General features: G+C 49.9%; 17 protein-coding genes, 4 pseudogenes and 1 other annotated feature. Of the genes and pseudogenes, 19 read left to right on the top strand and 2 right to left on the bottom strand.

Annotation, left to right across the window (positions count from 1 at the left end; all coding sequences use genetic code 11):
- Positions 1 to 123 precede the first annotated feature (123 nt).
- From KHU30_RS24475 to KHU30_RS24560, 18 genes and pseudogenes are all read left to right on the top strand, one after another.
- A pseudogene (locus KHU30_RS24475) lies at positions 124 to 537 on the top strand (transposase); the annotation flags it as partial.
- Between the two features lie 523 nt (positions 538 to 1,060).
- Positions 1,061 to 1,810, top strand: a complete 750-nt coding sequence (locus tag KHU30_RS24480) for a DUF7587 domain-containing protein (protein ID WP_211445209.1) — start codon at positions 1,061 to 1,063, stop codon at positions 1,808 to 1,810.
- Positions 1,811 to 1,908: 98 nt separating this feature from the next.
- A pseudogene (locus KHU30_RS24485) lies at positions 1,909 to 3,141 on the top strand (IS3 family transposase).
- Positions 2,193 to 2,311: a sequence feature (AL1L pseudoknot), on the top strand. (Overlaps the previous pseudogene by 119 nt.)
- A 178-nt stretch (positions 3,142 to 3,319) precedes the next feature.
- Positions 3,320 to 3,748, top strand: a complete 429-nt coding sequence (locus KHU30_RS24490; protein WP_211445210.1) for a nuclear transport factor 2 family protein — start codon at positions 3,320 to 3,322, stop codon at positions 3,746 to 3,748.
- 89 nt (positions 3,749 to 3,837) lie between these two features.
- Positions 3,838 to 4,218, top strand: a pseudogene (locus tag KHU30_RS25810) (COG4315 family predicted lipoprotein).
- A 57-nt stretch (positions 4,219 to 4,275) separates the two neighbouring features.
- A complete protein-coding gene (locus KHU30_RS24500; protein ID WP_211445211.1) occupies positions 4,276 to 4,782 on the top strand; it encodes an RNA polymerase sigma factor in 507 nt (168 codons plus the stop codon).
- Positions 4,779 to 5,573 (top strand): anti-sigma factor family protein, encoded by a 795-nt coding sequence (locus KHU30_RS24505; RefSeq protein ID WP_211445212.1) that lies wholly within the window; start codon positions 4,779 to 4,781, stop codon positions 5,571 to 5,573. The genes KHU30_RS24500 and KHU30_RS24505 overlap by 4 nt, the downstream gene beginning before the upstream one ends.
- 113 nt (positions 5,574 to 5,686) lie before the next feature.
- Positions 5,687 to 6,034: a DUF305 domain-containing protein gene (locus KHU30_RS24510; protein WP_230427566.1), complete on the top strand. Its 348-nt coding sequence runs from the start codon at positions 5,687 to 5,689 to the stop codon at positions 6,032 to 6,034.
- 27 nt (positions 6,035 to 6,061) lie between these two features.
- On the top strand, positions 6,062 to 7,456 hold the full coding sequence (locus tag KHU30_RS24515; protein ID WP_211445214.1) for a YVTN family beta-propeller repeat protein: 1,395 nt from the start codon (positions 6,062 to 6,064) through the stop codon (positions 7,454 to 7,456).
- A gap of 17 nt (positions 7,457 to 7,473) precedes the next feature.
- The gene (locus KHU30_RS24520) at positions 7,474 to 7,731 is read left to right on the top strand and encodes a recombinase family protein (RefSeq protein ID WP_211445215.1); all 258 of its coding nucleotides are present in this window, start codon (positions 7,474 to 7,476) and stop codon (positions 7,729 to 7,731) included.
- A gap of 393 nt (positions 7,732 to 8,124) precedes the next feature.
- Entirely contained in the window at positions 8,125 to 8,313 is a 189-nt protein-coding gene (locus KHU30_RS24525) for a hypothetical protein (protein ID WP_211445216.1), read from the top strand.
- A gap of 166 nt (positions 8,314 to 8,479) precedes the next feature.
- Positions 8,480 to 9,793 carry a YcaO-like family protein gene (locus KHU30_RS24530; protein ID WP_211445217.1) on the top strand — a complete coding sequence of 438 codons (1,314 nt, stop codon included), beginning with the start codon at positions 8,480 to 8,482 and terminating at the stop codon, positions 9,791 to 9,793.
- A gap of 121 nt (positions 9,794 to 9,914) precedes the next feature.
- Entirely contained in the window at positions 9,915 to 10,901 is a 987-nt protein-coding gene (locus KHU30_RS24535; RefSeq protein ID WP_211445218.1) for a TauD/TfdA family dioxygenase, read from the top strand.
- A 542-nt stretch (positions 10,902 to 11,443) separates the two neighbouring features.
- Complete coding sequence (locus KHU30_RS24540; protein ID WP_211445219.1) at positions 11,444 to 12,139, top strand: fimbria/pilus chaperone family protein; 696 nt, start codon at positions 11,444 to 11,446, stop codon at positions 12,137 to 12,139.
- 86 nt (positions 12,140 to 12,225) lie between these two features.
- Positions 12,226 to 12,918: a DUF1120 domain-containing protein gene (locus KHU30_RS24545; RefSeq protein ID WP_211445220.1), complete on the top strand. Its 693-nt coding sequence runs from the start codon at positions 12,226 to 12,228 to the stop codon at positions 12,916 to 12,918.
- 43 nt (positions 12,919 to 12,961) lie between these two features.
- Positions 12,962 to 13,678, top strand: a complete 717-nt coding sequence (locus KHU30_RS24550) for a DUF1120 domain-containing protein (RefSeq protein ID WP_211445221.1) — start codon at positions 12,962 to 12,964, stop codon at positions 13,676 to 13,678.
- Between the two features lie 159 nt (positions 13,679 to 13,837).
- The gene (locus KHU30_RS24555) at positions 13,838 to 16,261 is read left to right on the top strand and encodes a fimbria/pilus outer membrane usher protein (protein WP_211445222.1); all 2,424 of its coding nucleotides are present in this window, start codon (positions 13,838 to 13,840) and stop codon (positions 16,259 to 16,261) included.
- A gap of 50 nt (positions 16,262 to 16,311) precedes the next feature.
- The gene (locus tag KHU30_RS24560) at positions 16,312 to 16,896 is read left to right on the top strand and encodes a DUF1120 domain-containing protein (RefSeq protein WP_211445223.1); all 585 of its coding nucleotides are present in this window, start codon (positions 16,312 to 16,314) and stop codon (positions 16,894 to 16,896) included.
- A 226-nt stretch (positions 16,897 to 17,122) separates the two neighbouring features.
- Here the strand turns inward: KHU30_RS24560 and KHU30_RS24565 are convergent, their stop codons facing one another.
- Entirely contained in the window at positions 17,123 to 18,280 is a 1,158-nt protein-coding gene (locus tag KHU30_RS24565; RefSeq protein ID WP_211445224.1) for an AAA family ATPase, read from the bottom strand.
- A 211-nt stretch (positions 18,281 to 18,491) separates the two neighbouring features.
- Between KHU30_RS24565 and KHU30_RS24570 the strand changes: the two are divergent.
- Positions 18,492 to 19,169: pseudogene (locus KHU30_RS24570) on the top strand (IS6 family transposase); the annotation flags it as partial.
- A gap of 74 nt (positions 19,170 to 19,243) precedes the next feature.
- Here the strand turns inward: KHU30_RS24570 and KHU30_RS24575 are convergent.
- Positions 19,244 to 20,074, bottom strand: a complete 831-nt coding sequence (locus tag KHU30_RS24575) for a hypothetical protein (RefSeq protein ID WP_211445225.1) — start codon at positions 20,072 to 20,074, stop codon at positions 19,244 to 19,246.
- Positions 20,075 to 20,086 lie beyond the last annotated feature (12 nt).

The raw sequence follows: 20,086 nt of genomic DNA on the forward strand, positions 1-20,086 counted from the left end.
AAACCCAGATGCATCGAATATAAGGGCGATTTCGAAAAAAATTAAAGAGTGTTTAGTTATGTTTTTATGAAATGAAATGATTTATCGAGTGTTCTTTATAAGTGCTTGTTGAAAATTTCATAAAACAGCTTGGTTATCAGTTGGTCCATCGGCACGCGTCCAGATGCCGATCTGGTGAACACGATGTTGGATGCAACCATCGAGACGGTCGCCAACGGCGGAGACCGGCCTGTCGTTCACTCTGATCGGGGCGCCCACTATCGCTGGCCTGGGTGGCTCTCAAGAATGCATAACGCAAAGCTGATTCGTTCGATGTCCCGCAAAGGATGCTCGCTCGACAATGCCGCGTGTGAGGGCTTCTTCGGGCGGCTGAAGACGGAGTTGTTCTACCCTCGTGACTGGCAGGCTACAACCATTGAGCAATTCATTCAGGTAGTTGATTCTTACATTTGCTGGTATAACGAAAAGCGCATCAAGATATCCCTTGGCTCACTCAGTCCCCTCGAATACCGAAAAAGCCTTGGATTTACGGCATAAACCAGTCCAAGTTTTACGCCGCCCCCCAAGCTGCCAATTGACAACCTTTCTTTCCATTGCTGCGAATTGACGGATTTGTTTTCTTTTTCGTGACGGTAAATTTGTCAACTCAAGCAAACACCCAGGGTCAAAGCCCGCTTTTTGCGGTGACAACTTTGCTTTCCACTACGAAAGTCAACGGTGCCTGGAAATACCTCTATCGTGCCATGGACAAGGAAAGTAAATCAGTCGACTTTCTGTTGACGGTAAAGGGGGCCCCAAGTATCGTTATTTTACGGTACCGATGGAAGACTAAATTTCAGGGGAAGGTCACTTTGCACATTCGCCTTGCCCCGCGTTCTGATGCATTACTATTTGCGATAGATGTTCTTTTAATTTGGTAAAAATTCAATACTGTCAAGTAAGTAATATTATGGAGACTATCATGTTTAAATATTAACCTGCAAATGATTTAATTAACCGTCGTCACAGGCCATCAGACGAGGATGACGATATATTGGAGACGAATAGACTCGCCCCAACAATGATGGCGACACCCGCTTTCAAAAACAGTACGAGTTTGGGTAAAATTGAGCGAGAAGCTGGCGAACATTCCACGCGACAGCAGACCGTGTTTGATCAAGAAAGGCCAATCGTGGGAGAAGCATCTCATGAGCCCCGCGAGCGCTCGCCCGGCAGTGCCAATGCCCCCAATACAAAAAGAGCGCGGACCAGGAAGCTCCATTACCTGTCCGAGGGTGACTCCGAAAGTGAAGATTCACAAGTTCTCTACCGCTCGGTACGTAAAAATGAGGACCCATATCGTGACGGTTTGCAGCCTCCGCCAGACTACAATCCTGATCTGAGTGCAGCAGCACATATTCGTGCTGGATCGAGCGCAAAAATTAAGTCGCCTTGGATATCAGCTACACGCAGTTTGAAAACCGCCGCTGCATGGGCCACTACCACCCCAGGTGGCGGCCGGGTAGTGCAGTTCCGCAACCCAAATCAGACGCGAGAAACGTATGACCTTACGAATTCGGATGACAGAAGGAAAGTATTTGGAGAAAGTGGCGGCGGTACCGCAGAAGGGTTCGCAAAGGGATCCCAAGAGGTGGTTATAAAAGGCGATGTTCCCGCTGATCATATAGTTAAGATGTACGATGCGAAGAAGGTGACGGTAAAAGACTACAAGAATGCCAAAATCAATCCTCCTGAAGGTATGAATAAACAAGTTAGGGGCCGAGTAAAAGTGACAGCATCGCCAGTTCCAGTCCAGCTTTATGAGATTTGACGGCCTCCAAAATTGACTGCTGCAAGTTTTCGGTTCTGATAATCATATTGAATCGCCCCGGGTTTTGAGGAGGCTCCATTATTTGAGAGAATGGGGCTATGGACAAACAGAAACCGATTAAATTTTCACCGGAAGTACGGGATCGCGCAGTGCGGATGGTCTTCCAATCCAAAGATGAGTACGAATCGCAATGGGCGGCGATCCTCTCCATTTCCGCCAAGATGGGCTGCGCCCCAGAAACTCTCCGGCGCTGGATCTGCCAGCACGAGCGTAACACTGGCCAACGCAAGGGTCTGAGCACGGCTGAGCAAGAACATGTCAAAGCACTTGAACGCGAAGTGCGTGAGTTGCGCAAGGCGAACGAGATTTTACGCCTGGCGAGTGCTTTTTTTGCCCAGGCGGAGCTCGACCGCCGCTTCAAGCCATGAGAGATTTCACCGATCAACATCGCGAGAGGTTCGGGGTTGAGTCGATCTGCAAGGTGTATTGCGGGTCGCCCCGTCTGGGTACTGGCGCCATGCTGCCAGACAGCGCAATCCGGCCTTGTGCAGTCAGCGCGCGCAGCGCGACACCGCCTTGATGCCACACATTGAGCGGGTGTGGCACGCCAACCTGCAAGTCTACGGCGCCGATAAGGTCTGGCGACAGCTGCGCCGGGAAGGCATGGTTGTGGCCCGTTGTACGATCGAACGCCTCATGCGGCGCCACGGCTTGCGCGGCGTACGCAGGGGCAAGGTGGTGCGCACGACGATAGGCAATCCGGCAGCCCCTTGTCCACTGGATCGGGTCCGTCGGCAATTCAGTGTCGAGCGGCCGAACCAGCTCTGGGTGAGCGATTTTACGTATGTTTCCACTTGGCAGGGATTCGTCTATGTCGCTTTCGTCATCGACGTGTTTGCCCGACGCATTGTCGGCTGGCGTGTCAGCAGCACGATGCACACGGACTTCGTGCTCGACGCCCTGGAGCAGGCACTGTATGCCCGGCGGCCGGAACGCAACGAAATCTTGATTCACTATAGCGACAGAGGGTCTCAATATGTGTCGATTCGGTACAGCGAACGTCAGGCCGAAGCCGGCATTGCCCTTCCGTGGGAAGCATCGGCGACAGCTATGATAATGCCCTGGCCGAGACCATCAACGGCTTGTACAAAGCGGAACTGCTACATCGTCGTGCTCCCTGGAAGACCCGCGAAGCCGTTGAATTGGCGACGCTGGAATGGGTAGCCTGGTTCAACCATCACCGGCTGCTCGAACCCCTCGGTTATATACCGCCGGCTGAAGCTGAGACAAAATACTATCAACAACTTTCCGAACAGGCCATGTCGGCCTGACTCACACCAAAGTCGGCCTGACTCACACCAAAGGGCCTCCACGATACCCGGGGCGATTCACTTGCGCAGGCGCGTTAAGTTGACAGTACCATAAAATTATTTTTAGAAACATGGAATACATCACCACGCAACGCGTTTACCTTCATGTAAGCACACTCCCCCCTTCGGAGCCAAGATCATGAAACAATTATTTATCGCTGCATCCCTTTTCGCACTTCCTATCGGCAGCGCCCTGGCCGGTCCAGCGGTTGACGCGGCGCAGACGCATTTCGCTGCAATCGGTGCCGGCAACATACCAATCATCATGCGCGGTTATGCTGATAGCGCCCAGCTCAACTGGGTCGGCGGCCCTCTCGATGGCACCTACGTTAGTCAGGACAACATTCGCGGCACCTGGGAGAAATTTGGCAAGGCAGTCGGCCCGCTGAAAGTGACGATCAACAATCTGGAAGAATCGGTCAATCCGAAAGGCGCAACGGTACTCGCGAATGTCCAGTTCGAAGGGAAAATGCCAATCAAGGTACGGTATGTGTTGACCTACCGCGACGGCAAGCTGGTTAGCGAAACATGGCAGATCGATCCCAAGCTGGCATTTGCTGCGTATTAACAACTCGTGATGGATGCGATGCCAATTGCTCGCATCCCGTCAAAGCCAACTGATGTTCAGCCCGTGTTTATATTGAACCGGCACCTCCGATGAAAATCTGTTACATACCGTTGCCAACCATTGCCGCATTTATGCCTTATGCGGATGCTGCATCCAGTCAAACCGCACCCGCCATGAAAGCGGATGGGATTCTGGTCAGCACCGCCGGCATGACGCTGTATATATTTGACCAGGATGTGCAAGACAGCGGATAAAGCGCCTGCATCGGACCTTGCGCAGCCATTTGGCCGCCTGTCCCTGTGGCTGCAGGATCGCAGGTAGCTTCACCGTATTCTGTCGTCACGCGTGACGACGACGCAAAACAGCTTGCTTACAACGGCAAACCGCTCTATCGGTATGTGGCCGACACCAAGCCAGGTGAGCGCGCCGGAGACAATTTCAAGAATGTATGGCATGTTGTCAAGGACTAAGGTCTAAACTTTCTTGGGATCGACATCGGTTTGTTTGATCAACGTGACGGAACATTCATGCAAGACGCAAGTACTCAGTTGGTAGCCTGTATTCCTCGCCTGCGCCGTTATGCACGGGCGCTGATTGGCAATCACACTGGCGCCGATGACCTGGTGCAGGATACGCTGGAACGTGGATGGCACAAGCTGGCCACGTTCCAGCACGATAGCAACATGCGCGCATGGCTCTTTGGGATCATGCACAACATGCATGTCGACCGGATCCGTAAGCCGTCTCTATTGACCGAGGAATTGGACGATCACACCCCGATGCCCCACGTCAAAGCGACGCAGACACACGGATTGGAAATACGCGATATGGAATATGCCTTGCGCCAGCTGCGGACCGAACAGCGTGAAATCCTGCTTCTGGTCGCGTTGGAAGAAATGACCTATGACGAAGTCGCAGCAAGCCTGGGGATCCCTGTGGGCACTGTCATGTCGCGCTTGTCCCGCGCCCGCGAAAAACTGCGCGCGGTGATGGAAGGTCGCACCGTCGCGTCGCTATTGAAAGTCGTGAAATGACTATTTTTCCTGTGACCGAAGCCGATTTGCACGCCTATGTCGATGGTTTGCTGCCTGCTGTGCGGCACGCAGAAATTGAAGCCTACCTCGCCTCACGTCCCGATGAGCTGGCGCGGGTACGGGTGTTTCGGGCGCAAAATGCGAGCTTGCGCGCGCTGTTCGATCCGGTACTGGACGAACCAGTTCCTGCGCGCCTGTCGGCACCGCCGCGCAACTATGGCTGGATGCTGCAGTGCCTGGCAGCCGGTCTGGTGATCGCCGTTGCCAGCGGCGGCGCCGGTTGGACGCTGCATGGGCAGCATGACGCCCAGCTTGCGCGCACTACTGTCGCGACGCCAGCTACGACGCAGCAGTTCGCCAGCTTTGCGCGTCAGGCTGCCATTGCGCATGTCGTTTTCAGTCCCGATGTAAAGCGTCCGGTTGAAATCGGCGCGAACCAGGAAGACCAGCTCGTGGCGTGGCTCTCGAAGCGTATCGGCACCCAGATTCGGCCACCCAAGCTCGGCAAGCTTGGCTATGAACTGATCGGCGGGCGCCTGTTGCCGGGCCAGAGCGGACCAGTGGCACAGTTCATGTATCACGATGCGACCGGTCAGCGCCTGACCTTGTATGTCTCGACCGAGCAGGCGCTAAACAAGAATAGCGGATTCAAGTTTGCGCAGGAAGGTCCGGTCAACGTGTTTTACTGGATCGATGGAAAATTCGGCTATGCACTGTCCGCAGGCATCAATAAAGGCGAGCTCGCGCGCATTGCCACGAACGTCTACGAACAACTGGAAAAACCATCATGAAATCACCCGAATTCAAATCAGCATCCCTGCTCTGGACCCGCCGGAGTCGATTGCTGGTTGTCAGCATTGCCTGCTCGCTAAGCCTTTCGTGGCTGCCGGCCGCTGCACAAGATATGCATCAGCATCCGGTACCAACACAAAAATCACCGCCACCGTTCGTGGCCAGTACTGCCAAGCCGTTTTCCACGCTGATGAACGATGCCATGGCGGTCATGGACGACGGCATGCGTCGCGCGCCGATGAGCGGCGTGGCCGAACATGATTTCGTCACGATGATGATTCCCCACCATCAGGGCGCGGTCGACATGGCCAAGGCGCTGCTGCTCTACAACAAGGACCCAGAGTTGCAAAATCTTGCGCAAGGCATCCTGACCGAACAACAGAACGAAATCAAGCTGATGCAGGCATGGCTGACACGCTACCAGTCGCTGCAACCGCGCGTGCCGGCCCCATCCAAATAATCTAATCAACTCTGGAAAAATTCACAAATGAAAAACTCGTCCCTTCTCTGCGCATTGACGGTCAGTGTCGCGCTCGCCCATTCTGCCAGCGCCGCCCCCGATGGTCGGGACCGCGTCTACACCGCGGACCAGAACAGCAATACGGTGTCGGTCATCAATCCTGTCACCAACACCTTGCTGGGTCAGATCAAACTCGGCAATCAGCGGCCCGACGTCTTGTCGCCACTTTACAAGGGCGAAATCAACGTCCACGGACTTGGCTTTTCACCGGATCACAAGACCTTGATCGCGATTGCCAATGGCTCCAATTCGGTCACCTTCATCGACACCGCGACCAACAAGGTCAAAGGCGTGACCTACATCGGCCGCTCGCCGCATGAAGGGTTCTTTACCGCCGACGGCAGGGAAGTCTGGGCGGTGGTGCGTGGCGAAAATTATATTTCGGTCATCGATCCGACAACCTTTAAAGAGAGGCAACGCATCGATACCACCGCCGGCCCCGGCATGGTGTTGTTCCACCCGAACGGCAAACTTGCATTCGTCGTATCGAGTTTCAATCCGGTGGTCGATATCATCGATGTCAAGTCGCACAAGATCATCAAGCAGATCAAGGTGGTCAGCCCGTTTTCGCCATTCCTGCAGTTTTCGCCGGACTTCAAGGAAGTGTGGATGACGCACAAGGACGTCGGCAAGGTCACGCGCATCGACACCGACAAGCTGGAGGTCAAGGGGGTATTGGACACCGGCATGATTACCAACCATCTGGCGTTCGCCAAGGTCGGCGGCAGCACGTATGCGTATATCACCATTGGTGGAGAAAACGCCGTGAAGGTCTACACCACTGACGACACGCCCAAGCTGATGGCGACGATCCCCACAGGCGCGCTACCACATGGCGTCTGGTCCTCGGATGATAATAGCCGGATCTATGTCGGACTGGAAAACGGCGATGCCGTTGACGTGATCGACACCGCCAGCAACAAGGTCATCGCCCGCGCGCCCGTAGGACAGGCGCCGCAGGCGTTGGTCTACGTATCGAAAGCCGTGCCCGAAGGTGATGGCATGGTCAACCTGACGGCGCGCGGCAACAGCGAACCGATCAATATCGCGCTCAAGGCTGTCGCCGGCGACGCCAAGGGATTTGTCGTGTCGCGTAACCTGGGCGTGGTCGACGCCCTGGAAGTGTCGCTCTTTAAGCTCAAGCCGCAAACGGTGTACAACGTCTATGTGACGGGTCAGAAAGCGGCAGTGGCCAGCTTCAAGACCAACCCGATGGGCGGCGCCAACGGCACGGCCATCGGACCACTGCGCGAAGTCACCACGACGTTGTCCGACAAGCAGGCCACACCGAGCAAGATCGTCGTGATGGAGGGCGACGCACCAGCCGATGCCGCCAAGGCCGTATTGGTAAGCGCAATGTAAGCTTGCTCGGGTAATGCATGATGGTGCAGATCGTGGGATCGTTTGCCGAGTTCGAGCGTGCCATGCTGCGCGAGCGAACCCGCGGCGGCTTGTTAGCCGCCCGCGGAGAAGGCCGAATCGGCGGTCGTCGCCCTAAGCTCACGTCACGGCAACAAAAGGAAATTGTCCAGCTAGTCGATTCCGGTCAGAAAACAGCCACCGATTCCGCGCGCCTATTCAATATTCATCCGTTCACGGTGGCGCGCCTGCTGGCTCGCAGCAAGCTCACAAAATAGCTGGGATTCCGGAGAAATCCCTAACGTACGCTTTTTCTCCTTCTACCCTGATTTAACTTAGCGCCCGATTTTTTCCGAATTCTGTGTGCTCCCCAGCTTGGCTTCGCGTTCCTGGGCGGCAAACAGACTAGTTTTTATCATGAGCAATACGTCAGAATCGGGGTGTCGACATCATGCCATGCTGAGGGAAGTTTTTCGAGGTGCCCCCCCTGATTTGCCAGCCATAAATTTGGGATATTTCCCATGCAGGCATCTCAATATTAATGCGAGCATAACTAGTCCAGCGAGAGGCTTGGGGCGTTGAATGACGTTGTTCAATTATCCAAGAACTGGATAAAGCAAAGCCATGTTCTATAAACGTGGTTCATTTACTCATATTACAAGGAATTTCAAATGGGATGTCCAAGCGATATTTATGTAATTGCAGTACTGTCCGCTAAAAGGGCTAAAACTGTTTTTTCAAAAAGTGAGGAATATTTTTTGAGTCAGATAAAGTTCGCGGAAAGCAATGAATTGCAGGCAGGTCAAGAAATTGGCAATTCCAATATTTCCGGTGATAAGCGGGCGGTTGAAAAAGCATAATACCTTCGTATTTTATCGACGGTAATCGGAATCCATTGCTTCGAATTCAACATGGCCTGGAACTTGGTTTCTGGGTCATGTTGATCACCCGCCCCCAATGGCCTGACCCCATCCAAAAATCTTTTCAGCCAACGTGCGCTTTTCAATAATTCTTTAGGTAAATTCTATGCAATACGAAAATATCTTATATGAAAGATCCGTTCCCTTAGATGTGGCTTTTAGAAAAGCAAATGATTTTTTGTTGGAAAATGAAATAACTTGTTCCTTGGAATCTTATGGGGACACGAAAAAATCATTTCTATGCAAATTATTCAAAAATGGTGTTGAAATCAGTAGCGGTGGTGGAAAAGGGGTTAGTACGCTCGAGGCGAAAGTTTCGGCGATCTATGAAGCGATTGAGCATTATAGTTTTCATGCGTGCTCTAAGAATGATTCCCTTAGTATAAAATCATCCCATGAAATATTGGGCGGCAGCTCCTGGTATCAGGATATTCCTTTTTCTATTTTGGGTGAACAAGAGAAAAAAATTCTATGCATCCCATATACAAAAATATATAGCGATGAGCAGGTATATTTGCCGCTTGGTTTAATTAATCCTGCCTATATAGAAGCCGAAGATGGTTTCCCAGCAGCGGGAAATTTCCCAAGTGAAAAAAGGAAAGACGATGATTTTTGTTACGATCAATTTATTAAATATTGTAATGGAAACGGCATCGCCAGTGGTTCCAGCGTGGAAGAATGCCTGATACATGGCACATCTGAAATTATTGAGCGTTATTCTGTAGGAGAATTTTTGACTAAGGTTATTGTATGCAAAAAATTGCAATATTGCAATATCGTTAATCATGAAAGCTTGCCGCCTGATTTAAAAGAGTTATATGAGATTGCCTCTTCCGAATTATTCGGGGGAAAAATATATATTCTTGATATTACATCAACCAGGTGGAAAATTCCTACCTTTCTTATTTACTTGGAGCATCCGAATCCGGCATTCAGAACATTCTCTGCGGGAACATCTATAAATAAGAGATACGCCATGCAAAGAGCGTTGACTGAAATGCTGCAGCGAAGAGTGCATCCTCACTCTCTTCTGAATGCAGATGATGTAACCATCAGAAAGTTGATGGAAGACTGGCACAATAGAACATATGGAGAAATGAACAATCACCCCGTATACAACAGATTTACTTTCCAAAATTTAAGTAAAGTAATAGAGAATATCGAAGTTGTCGCTTACCTGAATAATGATTCCGAAAAAATAAACTCAGTGCCACTTGAGAGTTATCTGAACACTTTGATTGAAAAAATCTCCGAGGCGGAAGGAAAGATATATTTCACAAAAATGATTGACCATGAACATGTCAAAGTGGTTGGTAGTTTTATATATCCATATAACCCTAATTACATCATGATGAGCGGAGGGCTGGTAGGCATTACGAGAGAAACAGCGGAATTCATCAACGCCTCGGAAAATCAATAAGAAAAAACGTGTTCATCAAACATCAGCTTATGTTCAGGTACTTGTCTGCTTGCAGTCCGGAACTGAACTAAGCGTAGAGATAAGAGCATTATTTTGGGTGATTTTTTTGAGGATTTTAGTGATGCTGACGGTAGATTTCGCTCATTTCAATTTGGAGAAATTGACAGACGGAATTGTTTATGAGGATTTTATTGGTTTTTATAAAAACGTGTGTTTGTCAGATCAATTGATCGGAGAGTGCATGAAAATCAATCAGGAATTGGAGGAGGGGCTAGGTTATGTTTTGTTGCGAAATTGCTATAACGGGGATGATCTGAAGAAAGCCAGGAAGATTTTAATCTATATTTGCAAATATTTTGGATGGCCTGTTTCGCAAACAAGAAATTTGAAATTTATGGAAGAAGTAACGCATGAAGAAAACAACAATAATATCACCGCAAAAATAGGCTATAAATCAAGATCAAGCATGCCCTTTCACACTGATCGATGCGATCGGAATATTTTATTTTGTTTCAACAAATCGTTAACGGGAGGAGTAACGCATGTCGTTAATTCGGTTCAGTTGTACAACAAATTATTAAATGCTTTGGATGGAAGATTAATACAGATATTGGGCGAAAAATTTCCTTTTGACCGACATGGCGAAATTTATCACAATGAATTGCCCTGGTATGATGCAAAAATATTTTATCCAACGGATACTGCGGCGACGTTTGTTGCTCATTTCATAAGATATTTTATCGATAGCATATTGGATAGCCGAGAATATAAAAATGATGAGTTAATTATGGAAAAAATTAAATTATTGGATGCGATAGATTCGGCGTTTATGGATAAAGATATCGGTGCGGATGTTCAGCTTGAAAAAGGGGATATGTTAATTATGAACAGCCATCTGAGCCATCACGCTCGACAACACTATGCAGATGATTCGATTGACTCTAAAAGGCTTTTGCTGAGAGTCTGGCTGGCGCATAAAGAGAGTAGAAAACTCCCGGAGGATTTTTCTCATATTTTCCATGATGTCAACGCCGGAGCTTATAGAGGTGGAATATGGCCGGATTCTTCTTCCAGGAATTTTCATATGAAGGAGTTTGCGGGTAAGTAGGTGTTGGCGCATGCATGACGCCATTGGTTTGATTTCTGCCGCCCTCACTCCTCATTCCCCACTCCCATGCGCGGCGACTCTTGAAAGAGATCCTTATTGTGGCCAAACCTTCATCTTCCAGGGACGCCGGGGAGCTGCATGCGCAGAGTCAATTATCCAGACGATACATTCGAGCGATGCGTCTCCTATTACCCAAACTTCATTCTTTCGTTTGAGCTGACAGGTTTTGGTCAACGTCATGGCCAGTGGCATTGATGCCGACACGCCAACTTCCTAACCGTGATGTGCATCTCGTCATCATGAACAAGTATGTTTGATTTAACACTCAATAACCAAAAATAATAATCAGACACTTCATCGGTATTTTACGAATTTTTCCTACATACGCTAAAGGCGGATATTACTAGAATATTGCTTGTTGTAACCCGCATTTTCCCAGCGGTTTTCACGAGAGGGCTACATCAAGAATATAAGAAATGGCCAAGTTTCAGGGTGCCATATCGAAAGTATGTTATCCAATTTAATCATATGAAAGAGAAACTATGAAACGGTCATTTTCCCATTTTAAGAAATGCTTTGCTTTGCTGATGGTCTTCTCGGCGCCGATTGTCCATGCTTCCTTGCAACTGGAGTCTTCAGTTGTGATTATTCAACAAAGCGATGGCGAGGGCGTGCTTTCTTTGCGAAATAACTCGAGTGGACCAGTGCTGTTGCATTCCGAAATACTCGATATTGAAGAGGATAAAAGCGATCTGTTGCTGGTGACCCCGCCTATTACAAGGGTCGAACCTGGGGACAAGCAGACCGTGCGTTTTATTCTTAAAGAGTCGCAACAATTTACGACCGAGCGTCTCAAACGGGCGACGTTTGAAGGAATTCCTCAGACCGCCCCAAACAAAGTGAGGGTTACTGTGCGGCAGAATATCCCCGTGATTATCCGGCCGGTAGGATTGGCGCCGAATAAAGAACCTTGGAAGTTGCTGCAATGGCAGCACACTGCGACCGGTATTGCAGTAAAAAATCCCAGTCCCTATGTAATTCGCATGTCACCAGACTTGTTAGCGCAGCCCGCGGGCCGCAACATAACTCTGCCAAAAAATTACATATTACCTGGCGAAACACTGAGGGTGGCAGATGGGCCAGTTGCTGCCGAAAAAATTCGTTATACACCGGCATCGGTGAACGGATATCTACTGGATGCCCTTGAGGCACCGGTGGAGGAAATGGCCAAATTGTAAATGGCTAATTGTTGATGTAGGAAATTTGTCCGTTGTGCATCGCATTGAGACGTGACGGATTTTTTGAAAACTAAATGAGGAATTGTATGAAATTATCTAAACAAGCATTTGTGGCGTCGGTCATGAGCGTTGCCGCTGGTTCTTCCTGGTCGCAGACAACGGATCAATTGCAGGTGGTTGGCACCATCATGTCTCCTGCCTGCGATGTTGTATTGAGCAATGGCGGGATCGTCGACTTTGGCGATATAGCGCGCTCCACCTTAAGCCCGACAGCAACCACCGGCATTGGCTCAAAGCAATTGGACATCGACGTTCAATGTAATGGCAAAACCAATATTGCCATCAAGACTACCGACACGCTGACAGCGGCCGATAAGCCAGCTGGCCAGATGAGTTTTAGGTTTGAACAAATCACACCAGGCACGGTGAATTTGGCGACCGATAATATTTTCGGTCTGGGAACATCGAGCAACGGTATGCCTATCGGCGGTTATGCCATGCGCTTAGGCAACGTCAAAGTCGATACGGCAACGGTTACTGTCCTGGGATACAACGCCGCAGGCCCGGGTACTGCTTTTACGACGGGCGGTGCAACCTTCAATCTGTCGCAGACTAACAAATACTTTACGGCGCTGACGCCAGCTGCAGCGTTTTTCAGCGGCGAGAACTTCAAGTTTCCACTGGATATTGCTGTGTCTCTCGATATGTCAAGCAAGATCCCGGGCCAGGACGATGTCAGGTTCAATGGCAAATCAACAATAGAAGTGGTCTACCTGTAAGTCAGGACATTTGTCTACCAACCTTTTAAAGAAAACTCATCTCATGAAACTGAAAAAACAAGGCATCGCAGCAATCTTCACGCTAAGTGCAATTGCTGCCGCACATGCCCACACCTCAGAGGATTTAAATGTCACCGGCACGATCAAGGCGCCTGGATGCAAAGTTGAGTTGTCAGACGGCGGCATAGCGAATTTTGGCGATATAGGAAGAAATATTCTCAGTGCCACTACTTCGACGGCGATCGGTAACAAGCAGATTGACGTGATAGTTGCGTGCACTGAAACGACCTACGTAGCAATCAAGATTTCAGATAACAAGTCTGCTGAAAAGCCTGCAACGGCCATGACAGTTGATTTTTCTGGCAGCGTTGCTTCGGCTTTGGCGACGTCGTATAGCGGTAATAATTTGCTGGGACTGGGTAATTCATCAGAGGGCAAGCCGGTTGGTGCGTATGCTCTTGGCCTGGCTATGCCTACGGTTGACGGCACTCCGGCAACGCGTGTTGCCGTCAATCTGAGGCCGGACGCGAGCACTGGCTGGACGAACTATGTCACGCCATCGGCGAAAGCGCTGGCCTATAGCAGCCTGTATCCATATGTCGGCGCAACGCAAGGCGCTTCCGCTTCGCTCAACTTGCCTGGGAAAATACATGTTTTTCCGCTGGTGATCGCGGCGTCCATCAGCAAGAGCGCGGATATCCCAAGCTCTGAAAATGTCTCCCTCCAAGGCAGCGCTACGGTGGAAGTCATGTTTTTGTAAATCGTTTGTCAAATCTGCTGATGCGGCAAAGCCGGATCAGCCTTCCCTTTATTTCCCGCGAATTTCTATAGCCGCCAGCTCACGACGTGTGTTGGTGCGGGACCTGCTGTCTTAAACGTCGAGCGACAAACCCTTCATTCAACCGATCTGGTATCTGCCATGCGACTCAAACTGATGACCGGCCTGATTTCTGCCTTGTTGCACCAAGGCGTCTATGCTGATGCGACGGCCGGGTCGCAAGGCTTCGATCTGGACACGTTGAGGGCGCGTGGTCTTGCCGTAGAGGTTGCAGAACTTTTCAGTGAAGGGAAACGGTTTTTGCCAGGACCGCAGCAAATAAAGCTGATGGTGAATGGCGTCAGGCTTGGACGTGCCCAGGCAGAATTTAGTCGGTCCGGCGCCTTATGCATGGATCGGCAATTTCTGGCGCGTGCGCATATCGCGATTCCGGAGAAGGTTGATGCCAACGCCTGCATCGATTTAGAAGCTGCATTTCCACAAACGATTATCCATCTCCGGCCCAGTCAGGAAGAAGTAGAATTGATTGTGCCGCAGGAAGCGTTGCGTCCCGCCGCAGCGGCGGACAGCGCTGGCACCCATACTAGCGGCGGTAAAGCTGCTTTGTTGAATTATGATCTGCTGTATATGACCAACCGTTATGGCGGCAGTAGCAACAATACGCTGCAAGTCAGTACTGAAGCTGGCGTCAATGTCAATGATTGGATTTTGCGCAGTAGGCAGAACTACTCGTATTCGAATGGTGTTGCGGAGTTCAATCACCTGGATGCCTACGTGCAAAAGACGCTGATTGAAAGAAAATCCGTGTTTCAGATAGGGCAGATCAATGTCAATGGCAGCTTGTTCGCCACCCCGAACTTATTGGGGGTTCAGCTATTTCCAGAGGGAGCGTTGTTACGTCAAGCTGCTACCCGTGTCAAGGTTGAAGGCATTGCACAAACCCAGGCACGGGTTGAAGTGAAGCAACATAATGTCCTGCTGTATTCGACCATTGTTCCTCCTGGCCCGTTTTCGCTATCCGATATCGCGCTCAATAATGCGAATATAGATTTGCAGGTGACGGTATTTGAGGCAAACGGCGGCGAGCATGGCTTTACCGTGCCGGCTAGTTCATTTGCGATAGGCTTTACTCCAAAAGAAAAAGGTTATTCGCTTGCCTTTGGCAAGCCTTGGAACTACGGCGACGACAGCGAGCAAGGCAGCAACAACTGGCTGTTGACGGCGATGGCGGATTTTCCCATGGGTAGCAGACTCAACGTCAGCGGTGCTGGCCTGTTGGCGAACGGTTTCTACGCGGCTGGAACTCAATTGACGGGAATGCCGGTGCGCGGTCTTGAACTGGGTATTAGCACCTTGTTTTCACATTCCGCCGAGGAGAATACAAACGGGATGCAGATGATGCTCAGTACCGGCACCCAAATGACCGAGGTACTGACGCTGAATGCTTCGTATGCTATACAAACGCAAGGATTTCGTAATTTTTCAGATATCGGGAAGCGCTATGCAACGACCACATATCCACAGGACGAAGCTATTTTGCCTGCTCGTGCTCAGCAGCAAGCGTCTTTTAATCTAAGTTACAACCATCGCCTGTTTGGCGGCATCAGCATGGGCTACAGTCAGTTTCAGGGCTTTGCTGGCGACAACTCGCGCCGCGTCAATTTGCGCTGGGCCAAAGCAATAAAAAATGCCCATGTCTCGTTAAACGTGGAGCGCGCTGGCGGGAGTTCTCGCGATACTGCTGTATACGCCGCGCTCAGCATGCCTTTTGGTTCAAAATCAGTAAGCGCTTCAGTGAGCAGCAATAATCGGCGTCAACGCGCGGGCATGACAATGAATGAACGTGTTAGCGATTTCCTGGGATATAGCTTAGCCACCGAAACGGATGATCAGAGTCGTCAAGTCGCGACCAGCGCTAATCTCAGCCTTTTACCGAAGTATCTGCAGAGCAGCGTTGGATGGTCACGTTACGGTGCTAACAGCACTTCCATGTCTGCCCGCGTCACCGGTGGTGCGGTGCTTCATGATAAGGGGTTCACTTTGTCGCCTTATCCAGTACGCGACACTTTCACAGTTCTTTCCGTGGCTAATATCGGCGACGTAAAAATTCAAACTCCGCAAGGCCCGGTCTGGACCGATGCTGCAGGATATGCCATCGCGCCGGCGATGCCTGCCTATGCCGACGGGCGCCTGGAGCTGATATCGAAGAGTTTGCCGAAGAATGCAGACATTAAAAACGGTTTGTACGTGTTGGGAATGGGGCGTGGTGCGGTCGGGAAAGTGGATTTTGATGTGATCCAGACGCGGCGAGTGTTATTGAAGTTGCGTGACCAACAGGGACAGCCTTTGACCAAATCGAATGCTGTCTTTAACCAGCAAGACCAATGGATTAGTTCAGTCGGTAACCATGGCGACGTCTTTTTGTCGTGGCAGCAAGTGCAAGGGCCGCTAAAAGTAACGAATGGCCAGGGGCAGAGTTGCATAGTGAATGTAATCTTGCCCGAGCAGGTGCCTAAAAACGCATTTTATGAGAATGCTGAGGCAGTTTGTCGCAACGATATATAGCCCAATTGTTTTATATTGTTCAATCAGATAAGGAAGGTATGGATACAAGAATGAATACCGGGGAATTGAAAAAAAATATAGGCCGACGCAAATTGCTATGCCTGCTGGTCATCTTCATATTGAACCTGACGGTAGCGTTGCCGTCGTTTGCCGCAGCACAGCCTTGCACAATTAGCCTGAGTCAAACACAAATTGATTATGGGCGTGTCAGCCCGGCCGATGTCAGCAGACAGCGTCATACCCATGACGGATTTTCGCTGGGAAAACAAATGATCGTATTGAATGTGGTTTGTGCTGAGCCTACTCGCTTTGGAATTGTTTTCAGAGGGACCGTAGAAAACAAAGGTTTTGCTACAGAAAATGGACAAGGTACTTTCTCCCTGGTATTAACTCAGGCGCAGGCAGACGGCCAGGCAGTGAGCTGGAATCGGACGGATGATATAGGCAGGAATAACCAGCGCATCCTTCTTGCTCCAGATGTTGAAGCCCGGCCATTGCTTGCCGGCCAGAGCGTGCCAATCTCGCGTCTAACCGTATTAGTTGAAATTGAAACAAAATTTCCTGCCGCGCAGGCCAGAGTCGTTTCAGATCTGACGTTCAGCGGACGCGGACAATTTCAGATCGTGCCGCTATAAATATGACTGCTTGATGATCTTCCGCTCCGTCATGACGTTCATTTCACTCTCCTTCATTCCTAGTGTCTAAATTTAACCAGAAATGTCAGATTAAGTCATGATTAGGTCACGTTAATCCAGACCATTTGGGTAACTTGCAGCGAACCTAGATGGAAATTGTCTGTTTTGCGCATCAATTTATTCAAGTTATCCAGTCTACTGGATACATCGCAGTTGATCAGAAATGTCACCCTTTGAACTTAATTTTCTCGCGCCAGATTTCTTGTACGAACGGATCTGTGATTCCGTATAGTCCATGACCGCGCCGCATGATAATGTTTGCTGCCATTAACTCATTTACAACCGGTTGTATTTCCTCGACGCGGACTTCTCGACCAACAGCCTTAGAATAATCAGCCGCGGCATCTGCTGAAAATATACCTTTGGCATCGCCGTCGGAAGCAGCGATGCGTTCAAAAATGGTTACCGCCAGGCCGCCAAGTTGTTCGACTTTCGACAGTTCAATATCCGCAGCAGTCGATCGTAGCGTTGCCGCGATCACCGGCAGATAGTCATCTGGGTTGCTCCCATTTGGCAAATGCAACTGCAGCTGTCGGATCGCTTTTATTATCTCTTCTGGGCGACTTCCGAGCGATCTGAACGCCTCGATGGCCACCTCCGGCGACGGCAATATTGCTACGCCGTCATTATCTAATCTATTGATCAGTTGCCGTACATATCCTTCGTCTAGTACGGGAAATGGAATAGAGGTAGCGCCGGCAAACGCCTGGCTTCGCCTGGCGGTAAGCTCGCTCACTAATGCCCGATGTGATCCCGTCCCGATAAAAATAAAGTGACCTGGTGTCAATGGACGCGGATTGATTGCATCGCGTGCTGCTTTGAGCCCGAGTAACATCTGATTACCGTCGTCTGTAGTAATCGCGTGTTGAACTTCATCGACTATCAGCACAACATCTGTTTTGGCCTGGTCGACTAAATCGGTAAACGCCTGTGCGAGCGTAGTTCCGCCTGGCTTTCCAACGCTTTCAAGCTTAAAGCCAAATTTGAAACTAAGAATGCCTATATCTACGCCGGACACCCGTGTGAGCTTCGATAGCAAGATGGAACCAGGAGCTTGCAATTCCTCCATCGTTTTGCGGATTGCAGCAAGGACCAAATCAGCAGGGCTCGCCTGTGTGTCGCTCCAAAGGTCAACATAGATCACCAATGCCCCTTCCCTTTCCAAGGCTGGGATGAGATCGTTTAACAAGAACGTTGTCTTGCCGGTTCTACGGAGGCCGGATAAGAACAAACCTGAGCGAAGACCTTCATCCAGGACTCCCGGATGAATTAGTTGCTTCGCCATCTGGGTGGCCAGCTCGGTACGCGGATATATGTTGCTCATATGGATTATTTTTAATTATTTTGTACAGATAATTATTTTGTACAAATAATTATTTTACGCAGATAATTATATTGTATCAATAATTCTAAATAAAACAGGGTGATTTCTAGGATATTGACAAGTTAAGTTGCTGAAATCGCATTGACAACTTAACTGTGCAAGCGTGGTCTGATAGGATGTAGGCATGGATTCCGACCTTTAATTTCGCCACCGCTTCCCAGCCGAAATCATCAGCCACGCCGTTTGGCTCTACTACCGTTTTGGCCTCAGCTTTCGTGACATCGAGGAGTTGCTGGCCGCACGTGGTGCGATCGTCAGTAACGAAACCATCCGGCAATGGTGCCTGAAATTTGGCCAGAAATTCGCCAATACCCTGCGACGTAGCTGCCCCAAGCGAGGCGATAAGTGGCATCTCGATGAAGTCTATCTCACCATGAACGGCAAGCTTCACTACTTGTGGCGCGCCGTCGATCAGAACGGCGACGTTCTGGACATCCTGGCGCAAAGCCGCCGAAACAGGAACGCCGCCAAACGGTTCTTTCGCAAGCTGCTCAAAGGTTTGCTTTACGTTCCTCGCGTGATCGTCACCGATAAACTCAAGAGCTACGCCGCGGCGAAAAAGGACATCATGCCCGGCGTCGAACACCGGCAACATAAGGGGCTGAACAACCGGGCGGAAGTTTCGCATCAGCCTACCCGGCAAAAGGAGAGGCAGATGCGGCGCTTCAAATCCGCCGGTCTGGCGCAACGCTTCTTATCTGTTCATGGTCCCATCAACAATCTGTTCCATTGCCATCGTCATTTGCTCACCCTCATCGACTACCGCGCTGCGCGCGAAAAGACTTTGCTCGCTTGGCAAAGCGTCACCCAAGCCCAAGTTGCGTCCTGAGCCTGGGAGGCGCCTTTATTTCGACCAATCTTCAACCTCAACGTACAACAAAAATATTTCAACAACTTAACTTGTCAATACCTTGGCCGCCTAGCGCGCTCTAAAAAATCATCAAACGATATCGTCTCGACTGGCGTGTTTTGTCCATTAGGAGAATATCTTAACGCCTGTGTAATCGGTGATTTTTCCTTGCCGTTATTTTGCTGCCAATTATAGTCAACAGAGGGGAAAGTCATTTCCCCCAGCTTTTGAGGAGCACTCAGTTGATGCTCACTTAGAGCCCAGACATCGCTCATGGTTGCTTTGGACAAGTCCTGAGCAAAATATTTTGGTGTCGATTGTGTTCCATAATTAGCCCCTGCGTAACAGCTAAGTATCACAATAGGTCGGGTTTCAGATTTGAGATCGAGCCCCAGCTCTCCGCGTAAATTAGGTAACAGAGCACTCGCGGTCGCAGAGATTGACTTGGCGGCTGGGGTATGCGTTTCCAAGCCCGTCTTAGCAGCGTTGAGCATTAATTTTTTTTCACCAAACTCAAGTTTTACTTTTCCCCCGCCACTCCCATGAAGTTTCAGCGCACGCATATGTCCGCCAAGAAAATTATGAACATAGCCGAGTTCTTTATAGGCTAGCGCTTTGAGAGTGGTCCGATCAATGGCAGTTTCACTCGAAAAAAGAATCGTTGGCGGTTGAGATGAGGCAGATGTTGCTCCCGCAGTTATTCCTTTACCATTGGAGCTGGCGATAGTACTAACTGGCGAACGAGGGGCATATTCGATATCATCTTCATCGAAGTTTTCTACATCTCCGTGCCCGTTTGTCGCTTGGTTGGTTTCTTTTGCCCAACTATACCTGTCACACCCCCTTATTTTTCTCTGGAGTCGCCATAGTTGGTAAGGGTGCAACCGGTAGCTTAC

Origin of the sequence: Collimonas humicola (assembly GCF_018304945.1) — a bacterium.
In the GTDB taxonomy this organism is placed as follows: Bacteria; Pseudomonadota; Gammaproteobacteria; order Burkholderiales; family Burkholderiaceae_D; genus Collimonas; species Collimonas humicola.